The 21,473-nt window shown below is 43.3% G+C and carries 20 protein-coding genes and 2 pseudogenes; 4 read left to right on the top strand and 18 right to left on the bottom strand.

What is annotated here, in order from left to right; all coding sequences use genetic code 11:
* Positions 1-6 precede the first annotated feature (6 nt).
* The 10 genes from D7D50_RS05550 to D7D50_RS05505 form a co-directional block, all read right to left on the bottom strand.
* Positions 7-723 carry an NADPH-dependent oxidoreductase gene (locus tag D7D50_RS05550; protein WP_023024131.1) on the bottom strand — a complete coding sequence of 239 codons (717 nt, stop codon included), beginning with the start codon at positions 721-723 and terminating at the stop codon, positions 7-9.
* The gene (dnaI, locus tag D7D50_RS05545) at positions 720-1,619 is read right to left on the bottom strand and encodes a primosomal protein DnaI (RefSeq protein WP_023024133.1); all 900 of its coding nucleotides are present in this window, start codon (positions 1,617-1,619) and stop codon (positions 720-722) included. Before dnaI ends, D7D50_RS05550 begins: the two co-directional genes overlap by 4 nt.
* Positions 1,620-2,792 (bottom strand): replication initiation and membrane attachment family protein, encoded by a 1,173-nt coding sequence (locus D7D50_RS05540; protein WP_023024135.1) that lies wholly within the window; start codon positions 2,790-2,792, stop codon positions 1,620-1,622.
* Positions 2,793-3,266, bottom strand: a complete 474-nt coding sequence (gene nrdR / locus D7D50_RS05535; RefSeq protein ID WP_006595763.1) for a transcriptional regulator NrdR — start codon at positions 3,264-3,266, stop codon at positions 2,793-2,795. It abuts the gene before it with no gap.
* Positions 3,267-3,379: 113 nt separating this feature from the next.
* Positions 3,380-4,195 (bottom strand): endonuclease/exonuclease/phosphatase family protein, encoded by an 816-nt coding sequence (locus D7D50_RS05530; RefSeq protein WP_023024137.1) that lies wholly within the window; start codon positions 4,193-4,195, stop codon positions 3,380-3,382.
* Between the two features lie 63 nt (positions 4,196-4,258).
* Positions 4,259-6,448: a PTS transporter subunit IIBC gene (locus tag D7D50_RS05525; RefSeq protein ID WP_120701699.1), complete on the bottom strand. Its 2,190-nt coding sequence runs from the start codon at positions 6,446-6,448 to the stop codon at positions 4,259-4,261.
* A 275-nt stretch (positions 6,449-6,723) separates the two neighbouring features.
* Complete coding sequence (locus tag D7D50_RS05520) at positions 6,724-7,413, bottom strand: response regulator transcription factor (protein WP_023027164.1); 690 nt, start codon at positions 7,411-7,413, stop codon at positions 6,724-6,726.
* Positions 7,414-7,422: 9 nt separating this feature from the next.
* Entirely contained in the window at positions 7,423-8,847 is a 1,425-nt protein-coding gene (gndA, locus tag D7D50_RS05515; protein ID WP_006151777.1) for an NADP-dependent phosphogluconate dehydrogenase, read from the bottom strand.
* Positions 8,848-9,015: 168 nt separating this feature from the next.
* Positions 9,016-10,494: a flotillin family protein gene (locus D7D50_RS05510; RefSeq protein ID WP_023027165.1), complete on the bottom strand. Its 1,479-nt coding sequence runs from the start codon at positions 10,492-10,494 to the stop codon at positions 9,016-9,018.
* A 124-nt stretch (positions 10,495-10,618) separates the two neighbouring features.
* Positions 10,619-11,158 (bottom strand): YceD family protein, encoded by a 540-nt coding sequence (locus D7D50_RS05505; RefSeq protein ID WP_042361201.1) that lies wholly within the window; start codon positions 11,156-11,158, stop codon positions 10,619-10,621.
* 207 nt (positions 11,159-11,365) lie between these two features.
* Between D7D50_RS05505 and D7D50_RS05500 the strand changes: the two genes are divergently transcribed.
* The 3 genes from D7D50_RS05500 to D7D50_RS05495 all read left to right on the top strand — a co-directional run bounded on the left by D7D50_RS05500 (position 11,366) and on the right by D7D50_RS05495 (position 13,729).
* On the top strand, positions 11,366-12,226 hold the full coding sequence (locus D7D50_RS05500; RefSeq protein ID WP_120701698.1) for a helix-turn-helix domain-containing protein: 861 nt from the start codon (positions 11,366-11,368) through the stop codon (positions 12,224-12,226).
* Between the two features lie 109 nt (positions 12,227-12,335).
* Positions 12,336-12,512: a hypothetical protein gene (locus D7D50_RS10150; RefSeq protein WP_165851212.1), complete on the top strand. Its 177-nt coding sequence runs from the start codon at positions 12,336-12,338 to the stop codon at positions 12,510-12,512.
* On the top strand, positions 12,509-13,729 hold the full coding sequence (locus D7D50_RS05495) for an MFS transporter (RefSeq protein WP_120701697.1): 1,221 nt from the start codon (positions 12,509-12,511) through the stop codon (positions 13,727-13,729). The genes D7D50_RS10150 and D7D50_RS05495 overlap by 4 nt, the downstream gene beginning before the upstream one ends.
* A gap of 300 nt (positions 13,730-14,029) precedes the next feature.
* Here D7D50_RS05495 and htpX read toward each other — a convergent pair whose 3' ends face one another.
* Positions 14,030-14,926 (bottom strand): zinc metalloprotease HtpX, encoded by an 897-nt coding sequence (gene htpX, locus D7D50_RS05490; RefSeq protein ID WP_117744590.1) that lies wholly within the window; start codon positions 14,924-14,926, stop codon positions 14,030-14,032.
* Position 14,927: 1 nt separating this feature from the next.
* Positions 14,928-15,488 (bottom strand): LemA family protein, encoded by a 561-nt coding sequence (locus D7D50_RS05485; protein ID WP_117744591.1) that lies wholly within the window; start codon positions 15,486-15,488, stop codon positions 14,928-14,930.
* Between the two features lie 70 nt (positions 15,489-15,558).
* Between D7D50_RS05485 and rsmG the strand changes: the two genes are divergently transcribed.
* Complete coding sequence (gene rsmG / locus D7D50_RS05480; protein WP_120701696.1) at positions 15,559-16,272, top strand: 16S rRNA (guanine(527)-N(7))-methyltransferase RsmG; 714 nt, start codon at positions 15,559-15,561, stop codon at positions 16,270-16,272.
* A gap of 177 nt (positions 16,273-16,449) precedes the next feature.
* Here rsmG and D7D50_RS05475 read toward each other — a convergent pair whose 3' ends face one another.
* The 6 genes and pseudogenes from D7D50_RS05475 to D7D50_RS05455 all read right to left on the bottom strand — a co-directional run bounded on the left by D7D50_RS05475 (position 16,450) and on the right by D7D50_RS05455 (position 21,464).
* Positions 16,450-17,352 (bottom strand): carbohydrate kinase family protein, encoded by a 903-nt coding sequence (locus D7D50_RS05475; RefSeq protein WP_120701695.1) that lies wholly within the window; start codon positions 17,350-17,352, stop codon positions 16,450-16,452.
* Between the two features lie 72 nt (positions 17,353-17,424).
* Complete coding sequence (locus D7D50_RS05470) at positions 17,425-18,180, bottom strand: SDR family oxidoreductase (protein WP_120701694.1); 756 nt, start codon at positions 18,178-18,180, stop codon at positions 17,425-17,427.
* A 4-nt stretch (positions 18,181-18,184) separates the two neighbouring features.
* Entirely contained in the window at positions 18,185-19,015 is an 831-nt protein-coding gene (locus D7D50_RS05465) for an energy-coupling factor transporter transmembrane component T family protein (RefSeq protein WP_120701693.1), read from the bottom strand.
* Positions 19,008-19,763 (bottom strand): annotated as a pseudogene (locus D7D50_RS10395) (energy-coupling factor ABC transporter ATP-binding protein); the annotation flags it as partial. The pseudogene D7D50_RS10395 and the gene D7D50_RS05465, both read right to left, overlap by 8 nt.
* A 75-nt stretch (positions 19,764-19,838) precedes the next feature.
* Positions 19,839-20,690 (bottom strand): annotated as a pseudogene (locus D7D50_RS10390) (ATP-binding cassette domain-containing protein); the annotation flags it as partial.
* A complete protein-coding gene (locus tag D7D50_RS05455) occupies positions 20,691-21,464 on the bottom strand; it encodes a nucleoside phosphorylase (RefSeq protein WP_120701691.1) in 774 nt (257 codons plus the stop codon). It abuts the pseudogene before it with no gap.
* Positions 21,465-21,473: the final 9 nt, after the last annotated feature.

The raw sequence follows: 21,473 nt of genomic DNA, 5'->3' as shown, positions 1-21,473 counted from the left end.
TTTCTCTTATTTTTCTAGTTGGTGTTTCTTTAATAACTCTGCCGTAGCAGCTGGTTCCTCCTGTCCAAATTGGGCAGCCAAGCGTTGACTCCAAGTATCTGTTGCCCGTGCTCCAGCATAGGCAGTCTGTACTTGGTCAAAGGCTTCAATCACCTCAGGAGTCTGCACTTGATAGCTTTCCTCAAATACAACAGCTTCCAAAGGAAGGCGTGGTTTAACAGGATGATTCTGATTTGGCACCCCTAAAGCCATCCCAAAGACAGGATAGGTATAGTCTGGTAAATTAAATAATTTAGCCACTTCAGAAGCTTGATAACGCACCAAGCCGATAATGACCCCTCCATAGCCTAAACTCTCTGCAGCCAACAAAGTATTTTGACCTGCCAAGGCAGCATCTACAGAAGTAATCAACAAATTATCCGGTCCTTCTGGATGGAATTGATCCGTATGCATCCGAACCCCTTTTTCAGCTCGGTTGAGATCTCCTACAAACAATAGGAAGACAGAGGATTGACGGATGGCCTCCTGAGGGACAAATTGATACAGTGCCTCTTTCTTTTCTTGGCTTCTCACTAAGATGATGGAATAGGACTGAAAATTTTTCCAAGAGGAAGCCATTTGCCCAGCTGTTAGGATCGCTCGAAGATCTTCCTCCTTGATATCCTCCTCTTTAAAGCGACGGACAGAGGAATGAGATTTCATCAAATCAATAACAGTATTCATCGGCGATTTTCTCCTTCTAGGCGCACTTCTTTAGCCAGGAACTTAATTCGCTCCATGACACGTTTGGCTTGCCAAGTCTCATCTCCATTCCGAGACGTAGCAAAATGACGTTCCAAGTCTTCAAAATTGAAATTGGAGGTAAAGAAGGTTGGAAGAATCTCCTGCATCCGGTGTTGCAAAATCACTTGCAAGACTTCATCCCGCACCCAAGGCGACATTTGCTCTGCCCCAATGTCATCAAGAATCAAGATTTCAGCCTTCTTGACTTGATCTAGCATCTCTTTAACTTGTCCTGTGTTAATCGCATTTTTGACATCGATGACAAAGCTTGGAAAATGCAGAATCGTTGAAGAAGCCTGCCGTTTTTCAGACAAGTCGTGAGCAAGGGCTGCCATCATATAGCTTTTCCCAACTCCAAAATCTCCATATAGAAAAATCCCTTTACGAGCTTGAGGATAGGAAGCAACAAAATTGGCCAACTCTTCAAAGGCTCCAAAACGCCCACGATCATCCAAGTCGACTTTGGCTAAGGAAGCTTCCTTCAAGGTGCTTGGTAAGTTGATCAGCTGCAAGCGTCTATTGATAGCGGCTTGTTTTTGTGCCTCGATTAATTCAGGTGTCTCCTCATAGGAAACATCCGCATAACCTTCATTCATGACTAAAACAGGCTTATACCCTCTTGCAATATAATCTGCATCCCCAAGGACAAAGCGATTGCGCTCACTGATGTATTGGTTAAATTTGGAAATGCTACGACGGATTTCTACATCCGATAAACCTTCCTTTTGAATAAAGGTTGCAATCTCAGGTTCGGCGAGAATTTGAGCTACCAATTCTTCATAATTGAACTGCTGTGATCGATTCATCTGGGACATGGTTTTCCCTACGCTCTCCATTTACTCCCCTCCTTGATTTAATTTCTCGAGCAAGGCTCGTTTTTGTTGTTCCAGATTAGCCTGTTCTTCTTGGCTAGTCTGATTGGTATAGTTAGGCTGACTCCACTTCGGAACATTGGTCTTTCCTGTCGCTGACCCACTCTTAGCTACTTTCTCTTTTGCTTTTTGTAAATGGGAGTCTTGGCGCTGGCGGATCTTCAGAACTGCCTCCTCAGCCGTCTTTATCCCCTCATAAGCAAAGTCATTTCCAACTTTTAAGGCATACTTTTCATTGAGATTGGCGGAAGCAACCTTGTTAAAGGTCAACAACAAGATCACATTAATAACTTCATCTAACAGGCCTAAACGGGCCAAGTCAGAAATTACTTGGCGTTCTGATTGGGTCACAACAGCCTTACGCGCTTTTTTAATTCCTGCTAAAAATTGACGACTAGTCTTATTTTTAGCTTCCCGGATAATAGCTCTTTCCTGCGGAGTGAACTCATCCTTACCTTTTTCTTGTGGCTCTTGGGTCAGTTTTTGTCTCATCCGTTTGGTCGAAATGACCAAATTAACCGCTGTCTCTTTGGCCAACAGATAGGTCTCGTACCAAGTCCAATTCTTCTCTTCGGTGATGGCATAAAGAACTAAGAGGTCCTCTTGTTCGTTCTCAAAACGAAGGCCATCCCGCACCATTAATTGTTTAAAGTGCTCTAAACTGAAGGAAGATACTTTCCTCTGAGGGGTCGAAACACCATCAATCCCAAAAACAGAGGCAAAGTTCACCTTCCGTTTCTCTCCCTCTGGTTTTTCAGGAAGCAAGTCACGAACTGCTGCTTCTCCTATTTTTTTCTCCAGCAACTTCTGATAAGCGACATTCGCGAAAAATTGATCTGCTTCTAGCGGAGCCAAAAATCGGAACTGAAGTCCTTCATCTGTCTCAAAAACCTCTAGTAAATTCATGGCAATCAAACGGTCTAGACTTTCGAGAAAATGAGCGAACCCTAGATCCAAATGATTTAAAACAACAGCAATCAGCCGTTTTTCTTTCCCCTGATCATAGAGACTCAGCAGAAAAGTATATAATTGACTTGCTTGAACACCTAATATTGGTCCATACAGATGCGTGAAAGAGGCTCCTGTAGGCGCTAAATAATTATTCTTCAAGAAAGAAAATGAAGTATTGGGCTTCATCTATTTTTCCTTTTTCTTCTTCGTTCCTTTGGTAATCTGCTTTAAGAGACTTTCCAATTCACCAACATCCTTGAAACTACGATAGACACTCGCAAATCGAACATAGGTAATTTCGTCCAATTCTGCTAACTCGTCCATGACAAGTGATCCGATATAGTCACTCTGGATCTCATTTTCACTCTGACTACGAATCTTTTGTTCGATTCGACCCACAATTTCCTCAATTTCGTCACTCGACACGGGACGTTTCTGAGCAGATCGAATAATCCCATTAAATATTTTATCTCTAGAAAATTGTTCCCGGGTGCCATCTTTTTTCACCACAACAAGAGTCCGCTCTTCTACTCGTTCATAAGTGGTGAAGCGATGATGACATTCATCACATTCTCTTCTTCTACGAATCGTTTTCCCATCTTCTGCCTGGCGACTATCTACAACACTAGACTTATTTCCGCCACATTTTGGACACCGCATGGACACCCTCCTTATCGTTTCTTAATACTTTATTCTATCATATTTAGGGCTAAAGTGAAAGCAAGGGAAATAAAGAAAATCCCTAGCCTCCTGGAGGGATAGGGATTTGAATATTATGGTAAATACAAGTCAGCTGACAAACCATAATGGTCGCTGACGAGAGGCTGACTAGAACCATCAAACACAACTTCTAGCCGTTCGATAACCCATTCTTTTGAGGTGAAAATATAATCAATCCGCAAGGGGACTTGATTATCATCCCATCCATCAATTCCAGGACCTACAGTGTAAGTCCCCTTGGTCTGGCGTGCTTCAATAAAGCTATCTTGAAGAGCTAGCGGGCTCGCTAAAATGGCTTCATAACCTTCTTGCCCAGCTGGATTATTAAAGTCCCCAGCTAAAATCAAAGGCTTTTGCAATTGGCTAAAGCGTTCTTCTAAACGCGCCCACTCTTGCTGGAAGCCTTTGTCCCACCAAGAGAGGTGGACACTGGCAACAGCAATGTCTTTCCCATCAACTTGGGTTTCTGCAATGGCAATCCGTCGTGTATGATAATCTGTTGGATCATTCACATCTGAAACCAAGAGTTCGCTTGCCTGGATTGGGGTACGCGATAGAATCGCCACACCTTCATGATAACGGTCATAGCCGATATGGTTATAAGCCCAGGTCCAGTGGTAGCTCAATCCTTCTTCTTCTAATTTTTCAACTAAACAACGAACATAGTGATCCTGATGGATCGGCTCCGCAGAAGGAGTTGGATGGTACAAGTCATTAACAGGAACAACTGGACTTTCGATGGTCTGATTTATTTCTTGGAAACAAATCACATCGTATTGCTTTGCAAGAATGTCTTTTAATAAGTCCTCAAATTTTTGTTGGGGATTTTCTTCCATCCAACTATGAGTGTTTAAAGTTAAAAATTTCATGATCCTACTCTCCTAATAGAGAATTCCCTGTATCCAATAGATACAAGGAATAACTCTCATAGATTATAATTCAACCTTAGCAACCACAGCATCTGCTGGAAGTTGACCAGTTTGTGTAAGAGTGACAGATTGAATAGCTGCACCATTTGTGAAGACTACAACTGTTGAAGTTGCACGTCCAGCTTCACGAATAGCATCCAAATCTGCTTCTACCAATAGGTCTCCCGCTGCCACTGTTTGGCCTTCTTCTACCTTCACTGTGAAAGGTTTACCTTCCAAACTTACAGTATCAAGACCGATATGAACGAGGACTTCAAGACCAGATTCTGTTACCAAACCAAGCGCATGTTTGGTAGGGAAGACGCTTGTCACCTTACCAGCTACTGGTGAAACAATCTGACCATTTGCTGGTTCAACTGCAAATCCGTCACCCATCATTTTTTGTGAGAAGACTGGATCTTGAACTTTTTCTAATTCAATGACTTGTCCTTCAGCAACTGAGTGAACTTCTTCCGTCACCCCTTTAAAGGCAACTTCTGCTTGTTGAGCCGCTGTCTTTTGACTTGGAAGAGTTTCAGGAATCACTTCACCTGAGTCTAACAAATCTTGGATATCTGATTTCAAGACGTCCGCTTTTGGACCGTAAATCGCTTGGACCCCTTGTCCTTTCATGACAAGTCCCATAGCTCCTTCAGCCTTCCATTGTTCTTCTGTACCAACTTTTTCAGCATCTTTAACAGTGACACGAAGACGAGTCATACATGCATCTACATCGACGATATTGGCACGACCACCAAGAAGGTTGATCACGTTAACTGCTTGAGAAGCAGCGGCCACTTTACCTGAACCTGAAGTTTCAGATGCATCTACATCTCCTTCAGCTTGTTCGTAGTTTCCATTACGTCCAGGAGTTGCGTAGTTAAATTTCTGGATCATGAAGTTTGCAATGAAGTACATGATCACTGCAAAAAGTACAGTTACCCAGATGAAATTAATGATATCCATACCAATACCAGCTTTAATGGTCATTGGTGTACGAGTCAAGAACTCAATTGATCCAAATGAATGGACACGGAGATTGACGATATCTGCCATCGCGAAGGCTGCACCTTGTACCACTGCATAAACGAGGTAAAGAGGCATTGCTACGAACATAAACATGTACTCGATTGGTTCTGTAACCCCTGTGAGGAAGGTTGCAAGAGCAGTCGCAATCATCATCCCTTTGTATTTGTGTTTCTTATCAGGGTCTACATTACGGTAAATGGCAAGGGCAACCCCCATCAAGATACCGAATGAACCGATCATTTGTCCCACTTTGAAACGAGCAGGTGTGACAGTATCCAACAAGTGTTGGTAAGTAGCAGGGTCAGAAACTTTTGTATTTCCTAAGTCTGTAATCCAAGCCAACCAAAGTGGATCTTGACCAAATACTTGAGTGCCTTTTGCTGCACCAGTTAACACTTCATAAGTACCACCCAATTGTGTGTAGTTGATTGGGATAGTCAACATGTGGTGAAGACCAAATGGAAGCAAGAGACGTTCCAAGGTACCGAAAGCAAATGGTGCTAAGATTGGAGCAGTCTCTTTTGAGTTAGCAATCCAAATACCAAAGTTGTTAATTCCTGTTTGGACTACTGGCCATAAGAATGACAAGATAAGAGCCACAATTGCAGAACGAAGGATAACGACAAATGGAACAAAGCGTTTCCCGTTAAAGAATGATAGGGCATCTGGTAACTTGCGGTAGTTGTAGTATTTGTTAAAGGCTGTTGCCCCTACAAAACCGGCAATAATCCCAACGAAAACTCCCATATTCAAGGCAGGTGATTCTAACACACTCGTGAAGTAATCAGCAACCTTGATAGATCCACCAAGAAGTGTTTTCACCTTCGCTTCTGGATCTTTCAGCATATCTCCTGTTACACCGAACATCACACCAGTGATCCGGTTAATCAGGATAAAGGATAGACCTGCTGCAAAGGCCCCACCCGCACGTTCTTTCGCCCAGCTACCACCGATAGCGAGAGCAAAGAGGATGTGGAGGTTTCCGATAACCCCCCAACCGATCTGTTCAAGAACACCACCGGTAGTTACCAAGAAACCAAGTTCTGGATTAATCATTGCAATGGTTTTACCAAGACTGATCATCAGACCTGCCGCCGGCATAACTGCAATGACCACCATCAACGCTTTACCGAATTTTTGCCAAAATTCAAAGCTTAATAGACTTTTGAATGATTGTTTATTCATCATTCGACCTCCTTATAAAATTGAAATGCCCGCAATACGAGAAAACGTTTGCATATTTCACTTACTATTATACCACTTTTTTTTCTTTTGTAAAGCCCTTACATGTAAATTTTTAATTCACAAACATTATATACAAAGGCCTTGGGAATACTGTAATCCAGGCAAACGTTTGCTTCTTTCACAAGATTTTAAAAAAATTTTTTTAAAAATTTTTCTTTCTTCTTTTTTGACAAACAAAAAAATCCCTTTGAGATTTCTCATCAAAGGGATTGTTGTTATTCTTGCATTTGGTAGCCGACACCTCGGACAGTTTTGATATAGCTCTTTTGTCCTGGAAGATCTATTTTCCCACGAAGATAGCGAATATAGACATCAACGATATTGGTTTCTGCTGTACTCTCATATTTCCACACCCGCTCTAAGAGTTGCTCCCGACTAAGGACATGTTTGCTTCCCATCAAAGTTGCTAATAAATCATATTCACGACGTGTCAGATCAATTACTTCTTCTCCCCGATACACCATATGATTCTCGACATCAATTCGCAAATTCCGATAGGAAGTGGGAACTTTCATCTGATTACAATGTTGGTCAATAAAATCACGGCCTCTAAAAATAGCGATGATTTTCTCAACCAAATCACTGATCACGAATGGTTTGATGACATAAGATACTGCAAATCGTTGGATACTCTCCATATGCTCTGAAATTTTCTCACGACTATCCAAGACAATCAAGACTGCTGCAGGACGAATCTTGCTCAGACGCTGGGCAAACTCTTCCCCACTCATATCTTCTAGTTCGTAATTGAGAAGAATTAAATCATATTCTGTAGCCTGCAGGAGTTTCAAGGCCATTTCCCCTTGTTCTACCAAATCAACTACATAGCCAGCTTTCTGAAGTTCTAAATCAATAAAGCGCGCTAAATTCTTTTCATTTTCTACTAGTAATATCCGCTTTGTCATAACCTACAATTATTTTTCGTCGTACCAAGAATAGTGGAAAGTACCTTCTTTGTCTTTACGTTGGTATGTGTGGGCACCAAAGTAGTCACGTTGCGCTTGAATCAAGTTAGCTGGAAGATCCGCTGAACGGTAGCTATCGAAGTAAGTGATGGCTGCTGAGAAAGTAGGTACTGGTACACCTGCTTGAACAGCAAGAGCTACGATATCACGAACAGATTGTTGGTACTTAGCAGTGACATCCAAGAAGTACTCATCCAAAAGAAGGTTAGCAAGGTCTGCATCACGGTTGTATGCATCCGTGATCTTTTGCAAGAAACGAGAACGGATGATACATCCATCGCGCCAGATAGAAGCGATGTCTGCAAATGGCAAGTTCCAGTTATTTTCTTTAGAAGCGACACGCAATTGTGCAAAACCTTGTGCGTATGAAATGATTTTTGAGAAGTAAAGGGCTTGACGGATCTTTTCAATCAACTCAGCCTTATCTCCTTCAAATTTGAAGGCTGCTGGTTTTGGAAGCACCTTGCTAGCGTGTACACGTTCTTCTTTGTAAGTAGAGATGTAACGTGCAAATACTGACTCCGTAATAAGTGACAAAGGCACACCAAGGTCAAGCGCTGATTGGCTAGTCCATTTACCAGTTCCCTTGTTTCCTGCAGCATCCAAAATATAGTCTACGATTGGTCCATCTTGACCTTCATCATCTTTACGTCCAAGGATATCAGCCGTGATTTCGATCAAGTAGCTGTCCAATTCGCCCTTGTTCCACTCAGTGAAGATTTCAGCCATATCTTGAGCTGAAAGTCCAAGCAAGTGTTGCATCAAGTCATAGCTTTCTGCGATCAATTGCATGTCCCCATACTCGATACCGTTGTGGACCATTTTCACATAGTGACCAGCTCCATCAGGACCGATGTAAGTCACACATGGTTTGCCATCTTCTGGTGCTTTGGCAGAGATTTCTTCAAGAACGTCTGCTACCAATTCATACGCTTCTTTTTGTCCACCAGGCATGATAGAAGGACCTTCAAGGGCACCTTTTTCACCACCAGAGACACCAGTACCGATAAAGTTGATACCAGAGTTGGCCAACTCTTCATTACGACGGATAGTATCTTTGTAGAAAGTGTTTCCTCCGTCAATCAAGATATCGCCTTTATCCAAGTGTGGAAGAAGGGCTTGGATGGTTGCATCTGTACCAGGTCCAGCTTGAACCATGAGCATGATACGACGTGGTTTTTCGATTGAGTTTACAAAGCTTTCGATATCATAGCTTGGCACAAAGTTCTTTTCAGGATGGCAAGCAACAACATCTTCTGTTTTTTCTTTACTACGGTTATAGATAGCAACTGTGTATCCACGAGATTCAATATTAAGGGCAAGGTTACGACCCATTACGGCCATACCAACAACACCAAAGTTTGCTTTAGTCATGTGACACTCCTCTTTATAGTTTGCCTATATTCTACCATTTTTTGACATCAAATGAAAGTAGAAAATAGCTTCCCACTTCTCCAAGAGAGAGAAGATCATACAAGTCATTTGATCTTAAAAACAAAAGTGCCCGAGAAACAGTTCTCAGACACTTACTTATGAATGGCATTAATCTTCTTTTGAAGCTAATTCATCCGCTTCAATGACCGGTTGTTCTCCTTCTTTGAGTTTGTTGACCGTCATATTGACCCCAAGAGCTCCTGCTAGTAATTGACGGATATCAAATCCAGCTCCTTGAGAGACTTGATCGATACTTTGCATGATATCACCCACCATCTTAGAGGCGTTTCCTTCACCATACATGGTGATCTTATCCACCTTGGTCAATGGCTCAGCGACAGCACGCGCAATTTCAGGCAACTTATCAACGACCATTTCAGTAATGGCTGCTTCTTGCATTTTCTTCATCGCTTCTGCCTTTTGGTCCAAACCTTTGGCTTCGGCTTCTAGTTTCAAGCGAATGGCTTCAGCTTCTGCACGACCTTTGGCTTCGATGGCTTCTGCCTCTTGCAATTGGGCAAATTTCTCTGCTTCGGCTTGAGCTTTCCGAGCTTCCGCTTCTTTTTGTGTTTCGAAAAGTTCAGCTTCCGCCTTGCGTTGGCGTTCGATCAATTCTGCTTCGGCTGCTTGTTGACGAGCATACTTTTCAGCTTCGGCTTGCTTACGGATGTTGGCATCCAATTCTTGCTCACGAACCTTAACTTCGCGTTCCTTAACTTCCGCTTCTTTCTCTTGTTTCATGATGTTGGCTTCAGCTGCCACGCGCTCTTGTTCACGACGTTGCACTTCTGCCTCAATCCCTTTCGCAGCATCTGCCTTGGCTTGAGCAATATCTGCTTCTTGCTTGAGGGCTGCTTGTTTGAGTTTCAACTCATTTTGTTTTTGCGCGATTTCAAGGTCGGCTGCGACGCGTTTGTCGTTGGCTAGCTTATCTTGTTCCGCTTCTACTTCTTTGCGCTCGCGTTCTGCTTTGGCTTTAGCAATCAAGGCATCCTTCTTGATGGTTTCAACATTTTCGATACCAAGGTTATCAATGACTCCCCCTTCATCAGAGAAAGATTGAACCGTAAAGGCGATGACTTCCAGACCCATTTTAGCCAAGTCTGGCGCTACGTTGTCTTGCACCTTTGAGGCAAACTCTTGACGGTCATTGACCATCTTACGGAGCTCCATCTGACCGATCACTTCCCGCAAGTTTCCTTCCAAGACATCTTGGACAGAATTGGAAATATCTGTCGTATTCCAGTTCAAGAAGTTCTCTGCAGCACGGGCAATCATCTCATCGGTTGTACCGATTTTTAATTTAACAGCTGCATCGGCACGGACGTTAATGAAGTCCAGTGTTGGGACTGCTTCAGATGTCCGAACATCTGTCGAGAATTGCTCAATATCAAGATAAGAGCGTTGTTCGACAAAGGGAATCATAAAACCAGCTTTCCCGCGTAAGTGGCGTTGCTTCCGAAGACCTGTAATAACAACAACTTCGTTTGGTTTAGCGTTCACGTAGCCTTTTACAAGCAAAACTACAATAATGACAGCAACAATGAGACCTGTTATCAACCAGCCTGGAATAAATAATGTATCCATATTTTTCTCCTTTTTTCAGAGGTCTCCCCTCTGTTGTTTATAAATCTTAGTATATCAAAAGAAGTCTTTTCCTCAAAGAAAAGACCTGTATTTATGTTTAGATTTTTAATATGTCATCCCTAGCCTATTCTTCCTCAAATAAACCTTGGAGACCAGCAAAAGGACTATTTTCTTCTTTCTTAACCGCTTGAGCTTCTTGGTACTCTTCTTCTGTCATGATTTTCCAATCATTGCCCTCGATAAAGCCGTGTCCGGCCTCTTCTTCCGGAGTGAGAACCTTGAGAGGAATATTGAGCAGGATATTATCTGCCACGCTTTCACTCAGATCAATTCTGCCCCCTTCGATGGGAAGGATCAGATCTTCCTCAAGAGCTTCGATATCTGCCTCTGACTGTGCGTCCTCAGCGAACACCTCTGTCACAGGATAGCTCTCTTGAAGCTCAACGGGTTCCATGCTTCGGCTAGAGGCAAGGACGATGGTATAGGTCAATTGGTAATCCAAGACATAGAGACCTGTATCATAGGCTACTCGCCCTGTCGCTGTCACATCCTTTAAATCAAGAATTTCTGGATTGCGCTTTTGCAATTCTTTTAGCAAATCCAACTCTTGATCAAAAGCCAGTCCTTCAGGATTTTTACGGATTTCTTGTGTATATAAGTTCATTCTTTTGCCCTCACATCTTCTAGATACTACTAGTATATCATGAAGCTGTCCCTTCAACCAAGAAGTCTCCTAAAAAATTTGTTATAATCATGAAAAAGATACAGTGTACTAGACCTATTGGTGTTGTACACCAAGGTCCCACAATCTCTTGGATAAAAGAGGTTCATTTGCTAAGGCATTGGTCCTTGTATAGATAGAGGAGAAAACATGAAAGACATCGGAGCAGTTTTTCGACAAATACGGGAAAGTCGCCATATTTCATTAGAAGAAGCTACAGGCGGGGAGTTTTCGCGCTCCATGCTGTCACGATTTGAAAGAGGAGAAAATGACCTGACGACCCAACGCTTTTTTCATGCCTTGCAACAGATCAAAACAAGCCTCAGTGAGTTTTCCCATCTAGCAGGGATCGATCAGCACTCCTTTATCCCCAAATTGTTGAAAGAGCACTATGAAAACATGAGCTTGGAACATGATCAAGCCTTGTACCAAAGCTACCAGCTAGCTTATCAGAAAGAGCACAAAAAAGAAGACTTCTTAGCCAGCATTATTCTCAAGGCCCAAATGCTTGGCAACTTTACTGAGGTAGAGTTGACTGCTAACCAAGAGGAACTAGATTTCCTCTATGACTACCTCTTCTCTGTCATGGTCTGGGGAAATTTTGAATTAAGCCTATTTTCACTAACCTCTCCACTTTTTTCCAGTCAGCTCTATCGACAGTACACAGAGGAATTGGTCCAACGGGAGGACTTCAAGCTTCTCCTAGACTCTTCTCTTCCTGCCCTCAACTCTATTTTTCTCAATGGCTTTTTTCTGGCCATCAGTTCAAATGAATTTGAAGATGCATCTTATTTTGATCAGCTGATCAAGGACCACTTTTACTCCGAAAACGAAGCCTACCTTCGGACGGTTTATCTCTATGCCAAAGGGGAATTTCTCTATCGAAAGGGAGAAAAAGAAACTGGTCTTGAAAAGATGGAACAGGCCATCCAGGTCCTCTCTATTCTGGATTGTAAGGTCAGTGCCAACTACTACAAACAGGGCATGCAAGAACTCATCAAGGAATCCTAAAAACTCACAGATCTATTCTGTGGTTTTTTTGTTGAAAATATGCAACATGTAAATCTTCTTGCTTTTAGGGGGTACAATAGGATCATCAAGAAAAGAAAGAGGTCCCAGTATGATAAGCAAACCAAAGAATCGTCTCCTTCATTATTTCCTTAAAAATACTAGTTTTTATTTTAAAGAGGAAAAATTAGAACTGACAGAAGAAGAGAAACTGTCTCTTATCAAGCAGGTCTTGCACCATTCAAGAGAAGTTATTTTATCTGCTAAACAGAAGGAGGAAAGCTTATGAAACTCTTATTTCGCAATCCCATCTTTGCCTTACTCAGTCTTTCACGTTTTTTGAATACCATTGGTGCTGCAATATACAACCTTGTCTTTGTGGTCTTTGCGGCTAGCATGCCCCATCCAAGTCTCGCAGTTGGGATCGCCAATCTCATTGTTTTTATCCCAAGTCTTTTCACCATTTTCATTGGAATAAAGGCCGATTACACCGCTAAAAAAGCTGACTGGCTAATCCGAATGGGCTTTCTGCAAGCTGTTCTTTTCGTCATCATTGCACTGATGACCAAGATTCCAGGTTACCTGGCCTTTTCGATCGTTTGCTTCTTGAATATTGTGTCAGATTGTTTCAGTGATTATCGCGGGGGCTTGCAACTTCCCATTATGCAGAAGAACATCCCTAGCGAGGATTTAATGGAAGCTTATTCCTTTAATCAACTGCTTAGTATGGTCTGCTCGATTTCTGGACAAGCTCTAGGAGTTTGGCTTCTAGCCATCAGCCATCAAAATTTTGCACTAGTCGCTTCGATCAATGCTCTGACATTTCTCCTTTCTTCCACTTGTCTTTTCATCCGACGAAGTCAACTGACCCACGAACCTATTCAAGCGGATTCTAGTAAGAACGTTTCTTTCCTTCAAGAATGTCGAGACATGTATCGCAATGTCACCACTATCTTTGCAGACGAAGAGGTTCACAATTTTGGAAAACTTCTCCTATCCTTAATTTTCATCAATGCCTTAGGGGGATCCATCTCTGGGATCTACAATTTGCAACTGCTTCACTCTCCCTTCTTTCATTTGAGCTTCAGCCAATCTCTCTTGATTTTAGAAGCTGTAACGATCTTAAGTATGGTCTGGGCTAGCCTGACACCCCATGACTATTTTTCCAAGCAATCGCTCCATCATATCCTACTGTGGATTGCAAGTGGCCTGAGCATCCTTGGCCTCACAAATATTTTGGTACGCTGGGATATCCTTTCCCTTTTACTCATCACTTTCCTCAGTTATCTTGTTGCAAAAATAAATCCAAAAGTTTCCAGTCTTTTAATGAGCAAACTGCCAGCTGAAAAATTAGCTTCTACCTCTAGCTTTTTGGGACTGATGGTAAGCTTTGCCATGCCACTTGGAACAGCCCTTTTCTCTAGCTTAGCTATCTGGAACCTCTCTCTTGCTTGGGGAATATTTGCCTTCCTTGGTTTCGGTACTGTCCTCTTATCAAGCAAATAAAAAATCCACCGTCCGGTGGATTCAAATTGAAGACAAAGTCATCCTTAAAACTTTCCTTAGGTGAGTACGGACGTCAGCGAACTTCATCGAAGTTCCATGACTTAGTTTTGGACCTAAGGTTCCAAAACTCCCGAGTGCTTGAAACGTAGTGTTTCAAGCACTTTTTCTCACGGCGGAAAGTTTCAATAGATGACTGAATCATTCTAACGAATAAATTTCTTTCATTTTTATAGAATTTATTAGATTTGTAAAGAAAAACAGTTTTCTCACACTCTCAATCTTACTAATTGTAGATTTGCTTTACATTCTTCTTAGTCTTTCCACCCGCTCTGCAATCGGTGGGTGGGTATAAAAGAGCTTTTGAAAACCTGATTCTTTTTTTGGATCGTTGATAAAGAGAGCGCTACTAGCACTATCGACTTCTCGTTGCATGGGCGCACTATGATCCAGTTTCAAAAGAGCATTGATCATCCCTTGAGGATTCCGTGTCAATTCGACACTGGAAGCATCTGCTAGGAACTCCCTTTGACGAGAAATAGCTAACTGCACCAAGGTCGCCGCTAAAGGAGCTAGAACGATGGCAATCAAGGAAAGGATCAGAACAATAATTTCTAAACCACTTCCACCTTCTCGATCATCATCCCGTCTACGGCCACCGCCCCACCACATCATCCGGCCTCCGATACTAGAGAGCATCGTGATGGCACTGGCTAAGGCCACTGCAATGGTAGAGATGCGGATATCGTAATTGCGAATATGGCTAACTTCGTGTCCAATGACTGCTTCTAATTCCTCCCGATTCATCACAGCTAAAAGACCTGTCGTTGCTGCAACAGCAGCATTTTGAGGATTGGATCCTGTCGCAAATGCATTCATGGATGGATCATCTACAATATAGACACGGGGCATGGGAATCTGAGCCACCATAGCCATATCTTGCACAATGTGGTAGAGTTGAGGGGCTTGATCCTCAGTTACCTCACGCGCTCCATTCATTCGCATGACGACCTCAGTCGATTGAAAGATCATGCTAAAAGCATAGATGCCACCAATAATCAAAGCAAGGATAACGCCACCAAGTGAGGAGCCTAACCAGAGATAGCCAACGGCTGCTCCGATTAGAGCCAAGAGTATGAAAAAAGCAATAAGGAGAATCCAGGTTCTCCTTTTATTGCTTGCAATTTGGTCAAACAGCATATTAGTCTCCTAATCCGCTAAAGTCCACCTTTGGTACTGCTTTTTCTTCTTCAGGCACTTGAAGGAATTCGGCTTGTTTAAAGCCAAACATTCCAGCAATCACATTTGTTGGGAAAGTCTCCAATTTCACATTGTAGTTGCTTGTCACACTGTTATACAATTGACGGGCATAAGAAATTTTATTTTCTGTATTGGTCAATTCTTCTTGCAATTGCATGAAGTTGGTGTTAGCTTTCAAGTCTGGGTAGTTTTCCGCAACCGCAAAGATGCCTGCTACTTGACGTGAAAGAGCATCACTGGCTGCCATTGCTTCTGCAGGTGAAGATGCTTGAGCAACTTGTTGACGAAGTTGAGTGACCTTAGCAAGAGTATCTCCTTCGTACTTGGCATACCCTTTAACCGTTTCGATCAAGTTTGGAATCAAGTCATTCCGACGTTTCAATTGCACATCGATTTGACTCCAAGCTTCGCGAGTCTGCATCCGACTTTTGACCAAGCCGTTGTATACTCCAACGACCAAAAATGCGAGGACCACTAAGATCCCAAGAATAATCCAAATCATTTTATTGAATTCCTTTCATTTCTTTCTACCAGTATATCAAATTTCCCTTATTTTGTGGTAAAATTATCTTATGAAACCAGAAGAATTTTATGCCCATTTAGCCGACCTCGGCTTCCCATTAACTGATCGACAAAAAGAACAATACGAACGCTATTTCGAGCTCCTCGTAGAATGGAATGAGAAAATTAATCTCACCGCTATCACCGATAAAGACGAAGTCTATCTCAAGCATTTTTATGATTCTATCGCGCCTATTTTGCAGGGCTTAATTGAAAATCAACCTATCCGTCTTTTGGATATCGGAGCTGGTGCTGGCTTTCCCAGCCTTCCTATGAAGATTCTTTTCCCTGAACTGGATGTGACCATCATTGATTCTCTCAATAAGCGGATTAACTTTCTCCACCTGCTGGCTGAAGAGTTAGGCTTGAGCGGGGTTCATTTCTATCATGGACGGGCTGAGGATTTCGCACAAGACAAGGCCTTCCGTGCTCAATTTGACCTTGTGACCGCTCGTGCGGTTGCCCGCATGCAGGTCCTTTCTGAACTGACCATTCCCTATCTGAAAGTTGGAGGACGACTCCTCGCACTTAAAGCTAGCAATGCTCCAGAAGAGTTGGAAGAAGCAAAAAATGCCCTCAACATCCTTTTTAGCAAGGTCGAAAACAATCTACAGTATGAATTGCCAAATGGAGATCCTCGTTACATCACTGTTGTGGAGAAGAAAAAAGAAACTCCTAATAAATATCCAAGAAAAGCTGGCATGCCCAATAAGCGGCCATTGTAGTAAGATACAAAGGGCTAAGCGGATAAAGTCAAAATAGGGAATTCGACGCAGAATCCAAATGATTCTAGGAGGATTCATCTTTTTGACACAATCCGCAGCCCGTGTTCATTTCAATAAGATACAAAGGGACAAGCGGATAAAGTCAAATAAGGAGTAGGACATGTTCCCTACTCCTTTTTAGTTTTGTGCGAGTTCTGCTCTTAGTACTTGGTACTGTTCCTGAGTCAGATGAACTCCCCTAGTCGCCACAACCTTGCTTGCTAAACGGTTAGCAAAGATTAAGGCATCCTCTACATCTACCCCTTGCAAGGATGCTGCTAAAAAGGCTCCCAGATGACTGTCTCCTGCTCCTACGGTATCAAGAACTTCTGTCGGAAATCCGATAGCCTCATACCAGCTACCATCGTAAGCGATAGCTCCTTTTTCTCCTAAAGTGACGGTGACTAACTGCCCTGTTCTCTGGTAAAGGATCTTAACTGCTTCAGCAATCTCTTCACAAGCTGAAAAAGCCCTGGCTTCTGCCTCATTGAGATGGAGGATGGGTTGGAGGTCATAAATTGCTTCCAGTCGGTCCTTGGGAATCAAGAGGCCGCGAGGCCCTGGTGCAAAGATAACTTGGCCTTCAAGTTTTGACACAGCTTGAATGAGTTCCATCCCGGTCGGTTCTTCTACTTCGAGGCCACAGAGATAAATAGCGTCATAACTTTCCTGCTCCAGAGACTGTAGCCATTCCTTCTGAAAACCATATTCCACTCCATGATCTGATAAAAAGGTTCGTTCGCCATCCGACTCAATGAAACAATAGCAGCAACCATTCGCTCCTGTTACTGAAATAGGGGTTTGGATACCCAACTTTTCTAGTTCTGCCTTGACAAAATCCCCGTAGACACCCGTCCCCACTGGCGAGATGAAGTCAACCTTTTGACCTAAAGCATGAAGTACGGAGACGACATTAAAGGCACACCCTCCAAGAGACCAAGTCTGCTCATGGATATGGGCGTCCCCTTCCCTACTTGGTAGACGATCAAGATAAACCATAATATCACAAACAGTGGATCCAATCACTAAGGCTTTTGACATGGATATTCTCCTCCTATTTTCTATCCTCAACATGGAAAAATAACCAGCACTAGACAGAGCTGGTTAGTAAAACTAGTCACCCCGATAGACCGGTTGAGGGCCAAAGGTTTGGGAAACTGGCATGATTTCAATCCGATTGACATTGACATGCTTGGGTTGTTGAATGAGCCAAGACACCGTATTGGCTATATCTTCAGGTTGAATAGCATGAGCGTCTCGATAGAGAGCTTCTACCCGTTTTTCATCCCCTTTAAAGCGAACCGATGAGAACTCGGTCCCTTCACAGAGACCTGGTTCAATATTGGTCACCCGAATTTGTTTTCCAGCCAGGTCGGCACGTAGGTTTAAAGAGAACTGTTTAACGAAGGCCTTGGAAGCACCATAAACATTGGCCCCTGGGTAGGGAACCGTCCCAGCAGTCGACCCCATATTGATGACATACCCATCATTTCTTTCCACCATCTGGGGGAGGATTTGCCGGGTCAAATAGGTCAGACCGATGATATTGGTTTGGATCATGGTCAACCAATCTGCAGTCTCTGCTTTCTGAGCTGGAGCGAGGCCTAGGGCCAAGCCAGCATTATTAACCAAGACATCAATCTGCTCCCAATCTGCTGGTAAACTGGAAAGTGCCTGATCCACCTGAGTGAGATCTGTTACATCCATTTGAAGAGGATAAAAGGCTTCTCCCAACTCTTCGTGAAGGGCCTGTAATTTTTCAATGCGTCTAGCCGCACCAATCACTCGATGTCCATCGGCAACTAAGCGTTGACAAATAGCTTGACCAAAGCCAGCTGAAGCTCCTGTTACTAAAATTGTTTCTGCCATTTTCTTACCTCCAAGGATTATAGAAGCGACCTTGGTTCACCCAAATCAAGACCAAACTCAGGACTACCATCAGAGCGGACCCTAGAATAATCAGACGATCACGAGTCGTCATCTCCTGATAGGTGTACCAGGTCCGTTTTTTATTTTTCCCAAAGCGACGCAGTTCCATGGCTGTAGAAATCGTTTCAATCCGCTCCAGAGAACTAAAAATCAAGGGAGAAATCATCTGAAGATTTCCCTTCACCCGCTGGACAAAGTTGGCCTTTTTGGACAACTCCAACCCTCTTGCTTCTTGGGAGAGCTTGATAATCTGGTATTCCTCCTGCACATCTGGAATATAGCGCAGAGTCAAGCTCACTGAATAAGCAATCTTGTAGGACACCCCAATCTGATTAAGACTCGAAGCGAATTGACTAGGATGGGTGGTCAATAGGAAAATAAGAGCCAGCGGAATGGTACACACATACTTCAAAGCTAGGTTGAAAAGATAAAACAACTCTTGAGCTGTGATGCTATATGCCCCTAAACCATCTAGAAGAACTGTTTTTGCTCCATAGATTTCTACCCCATATTGAGGGGCAAAAAGATAGACCATCAAGACATTGAGAAGAGCAAAGACCAGGGCAAAACTAAGAATAAAAGAGATGTCTTTCAAACGAATGCCTGAGGTCGCAAATAAGGCGAGGGCACCTAGACCAATGACCAATAACAGGCGGGTATCGTAACTCAACATGGCCGCTAATGATACCAACAATAAAAATAGGAGTTTGCTAGCGCCTGAGAGGCGATGCAGAAAGCTGGTTCCGGCATGGTAGCCGACTAAGCGATTATTCATGACCTACCCCCTTCTGATTCATATAAAACTGGGTCAAGGCAAGCGGATCGACACCAAGTCGATTTGCCAAGGCGAAAATAGACGTTTCTTTCAAATTAGCCCGTCTTAAAATTTCTGGTTGGGTCAAGAGCTCTGCCGGCGTCAAATCTGCCAAAATTTGCCCATCCGTCACCACGATCGCTCGATCGGAATAATCCAGCATCAGTTGCATATCATGGGTAATCATGACAATGGTATGCCCCTTTTGCTGGAGTTCATCAAGGAAATCCATAATTTCTGTATAGTTTCGTTGATCCTGGCCTGCCGTCGGTTCATCCAGTACCAAAACCTCAGGCCCCAGTACTAAAATCGAAGCGATGGTCACCCGCTTTTTCTGGCCATAGGATAGAGCAGAAATCGGCCACTTACGAAACTCATAGAGACCACAGGTTTTCAAGGCTTGATGGACACGATTTTCAATCTGGTCCTCTGGGACATTTCTCAAGCGAAGACCGAGAGCTACCTCATCAAACACCATGGTCGATGAAATCATCTGGTTAGGATTTTGCAGGACATAACCTACTCGCTCTGCTCGCTCCTTGACACTATCACCCTTGATATCCTCTCCCTTTGAGAAATAGGTTCCTTCCGTCTGGATGAAGCCACAAATCGCCTTAGCAAGGGTAGATTTTCCAGCCCCATTTTTACCAACAATCGCTAGCCGTTGGCCTTTTGGAACGGTTAAAGAAAGATCTTTAAGAATAGGCTGGCCTTCTTGATAGGCAAAATTCAAATGACCAAGCTCTAAAATTGCTTCTGCCTCTGCACCTTTTTCAAAATGTGGAGTTGGAATTTCCACTGATAAATCTTCAAGTGGTATTTTTTCCACCTTGTCCAAATTCGGTAGCTTGCTGATATCCTGGCCTAACTGGCGAAGGGTTGTTAAATAGAGGGGCTCCCGAATCCCATTTTCAGCCAGCAGTGTCGTTCTCAACAACTCATCTGGCTCCCCATTAAAGAGGACTTGCCCTTGATTGATCAAGATGACCCGATCGATAGGACGATAGAGCACATCCTCCAAACGGTGTTCGATGATAATGGTTGTTGTCCCTTGCTCTTCATGAATTTGATCGATTAGATCAATGATATCCTGACCCGACTTGGGATCTAGATTAGCTAGTGGCTCATCAAAGAGCAGGATCGGACTTTCGTCGATCAGGACACCCGCCAAGCTCACCCGCTGTTTTTGCCCACCGGATAAATCTTGAGGCCGATGGTCCAAGAGCTTGCTCAAATCTAAGCGCTCCGCCCAGGTGTGAACCCGAGATTTCATGCTATCCAGCTCCACCATATCGTTTTCAAGAGCAAAAGCCAAGTCTTCTGCTACACTAAGACCGATAAACTGGCCATCCGTATCCTGTAAAACCGTACTGACCAAGTGAGATTTTTCGTAAATACTATGATCAAAGGCTTCTGTCCCTTGAATGAGAAATTGCCCACTACTGGTTCCCTTATAGATATTGGGAATAATCCCGTTTAGACACTGACCAATCGTTGACTTACCAGAGCCAGATGGTCCCACAATCAGGACCTTTTCTCCCTCATAAATGGTCAGGTTAATCCCTTTTAAGGTTGGCTCAGACTGGGCCTTATACTGGAAGGAAAAATCCTTCAATTCAATGATTGCTTCTTTCATTTAGTTTGCCTTTTCCCATAAGAGCGCAAATTGCATTGCCAACTCTGCGATTCGATCCTTACTATCTAAGTCCTCATGACTGGATAAGGTTCGGATATCCCATTTTTCTTCCGAGAGGTGATCCGCCGCATAGAAGAAATGGCAGAGAGCAAAGTCTCGAAAAGTTGCTAGGGCCGCCACTGCAGAACACTCCATATCGACACAGATGGCTCCTGCTTCCTTTCGACGCTTCATCTTGTCGATGGTTTCTCGATAGGGAGCATCTGTCGTCCACACTTTTCCCAACTGATAGGAAACCTTGTGACTATCCAGAAAAGATTGGAAGAGAGGAAGGACTCCCTTGTTCACTTCCACTTCATCACTGGCCGGAAGATAGTGGTAACTGGTTCCCTCGTCTCGAAGGGCAGCTGTCGGAATGATGATGGAGGTCGCCTCGATATCTTGGTCCAAAACCCCACAAGTTCCAAAGAGAACGAGTTTTTCCATCCCAAATTGAATCAAATCCTCTATAATTCCCACACAGGAAGCAGCCCCAACAGGCGCATTAAAGACCGCAATTTGTTGGTCTCCAATCGTAATCCCATAGACAATGACTTCAAAGTTAGCCATGGAGGTTCTTGTGATCACCTCATGATTGTAATTCTCAAGCAAGCGCGCAAAGGTCACTCTTGAAAAGCAAGAGATGGCTACTTTAGGAAATCCTTCAATTGGACCGTGCAGGTCTTGTGGATTGATAATCGCCTGTCGATTGGCATCAAATTCTTCTAACAGCATCTCTTGCTC

Origin of the sequence: Streptococcus koreensis (assembly GCF_003627135.1) — a bacterium.
GTDB classification, from domain to species: domain Bacteria; phylum Bacillota; class Bacilli; order Lactobacillales; family Streptococcaceae; genus Streptococcus; species Streptococcus ilei.
The sequence above is the reverse complement of the archived record's forward strand: the minus strand, read 5'-3'. Positions and strand labels throughout refer to the sequence as shown.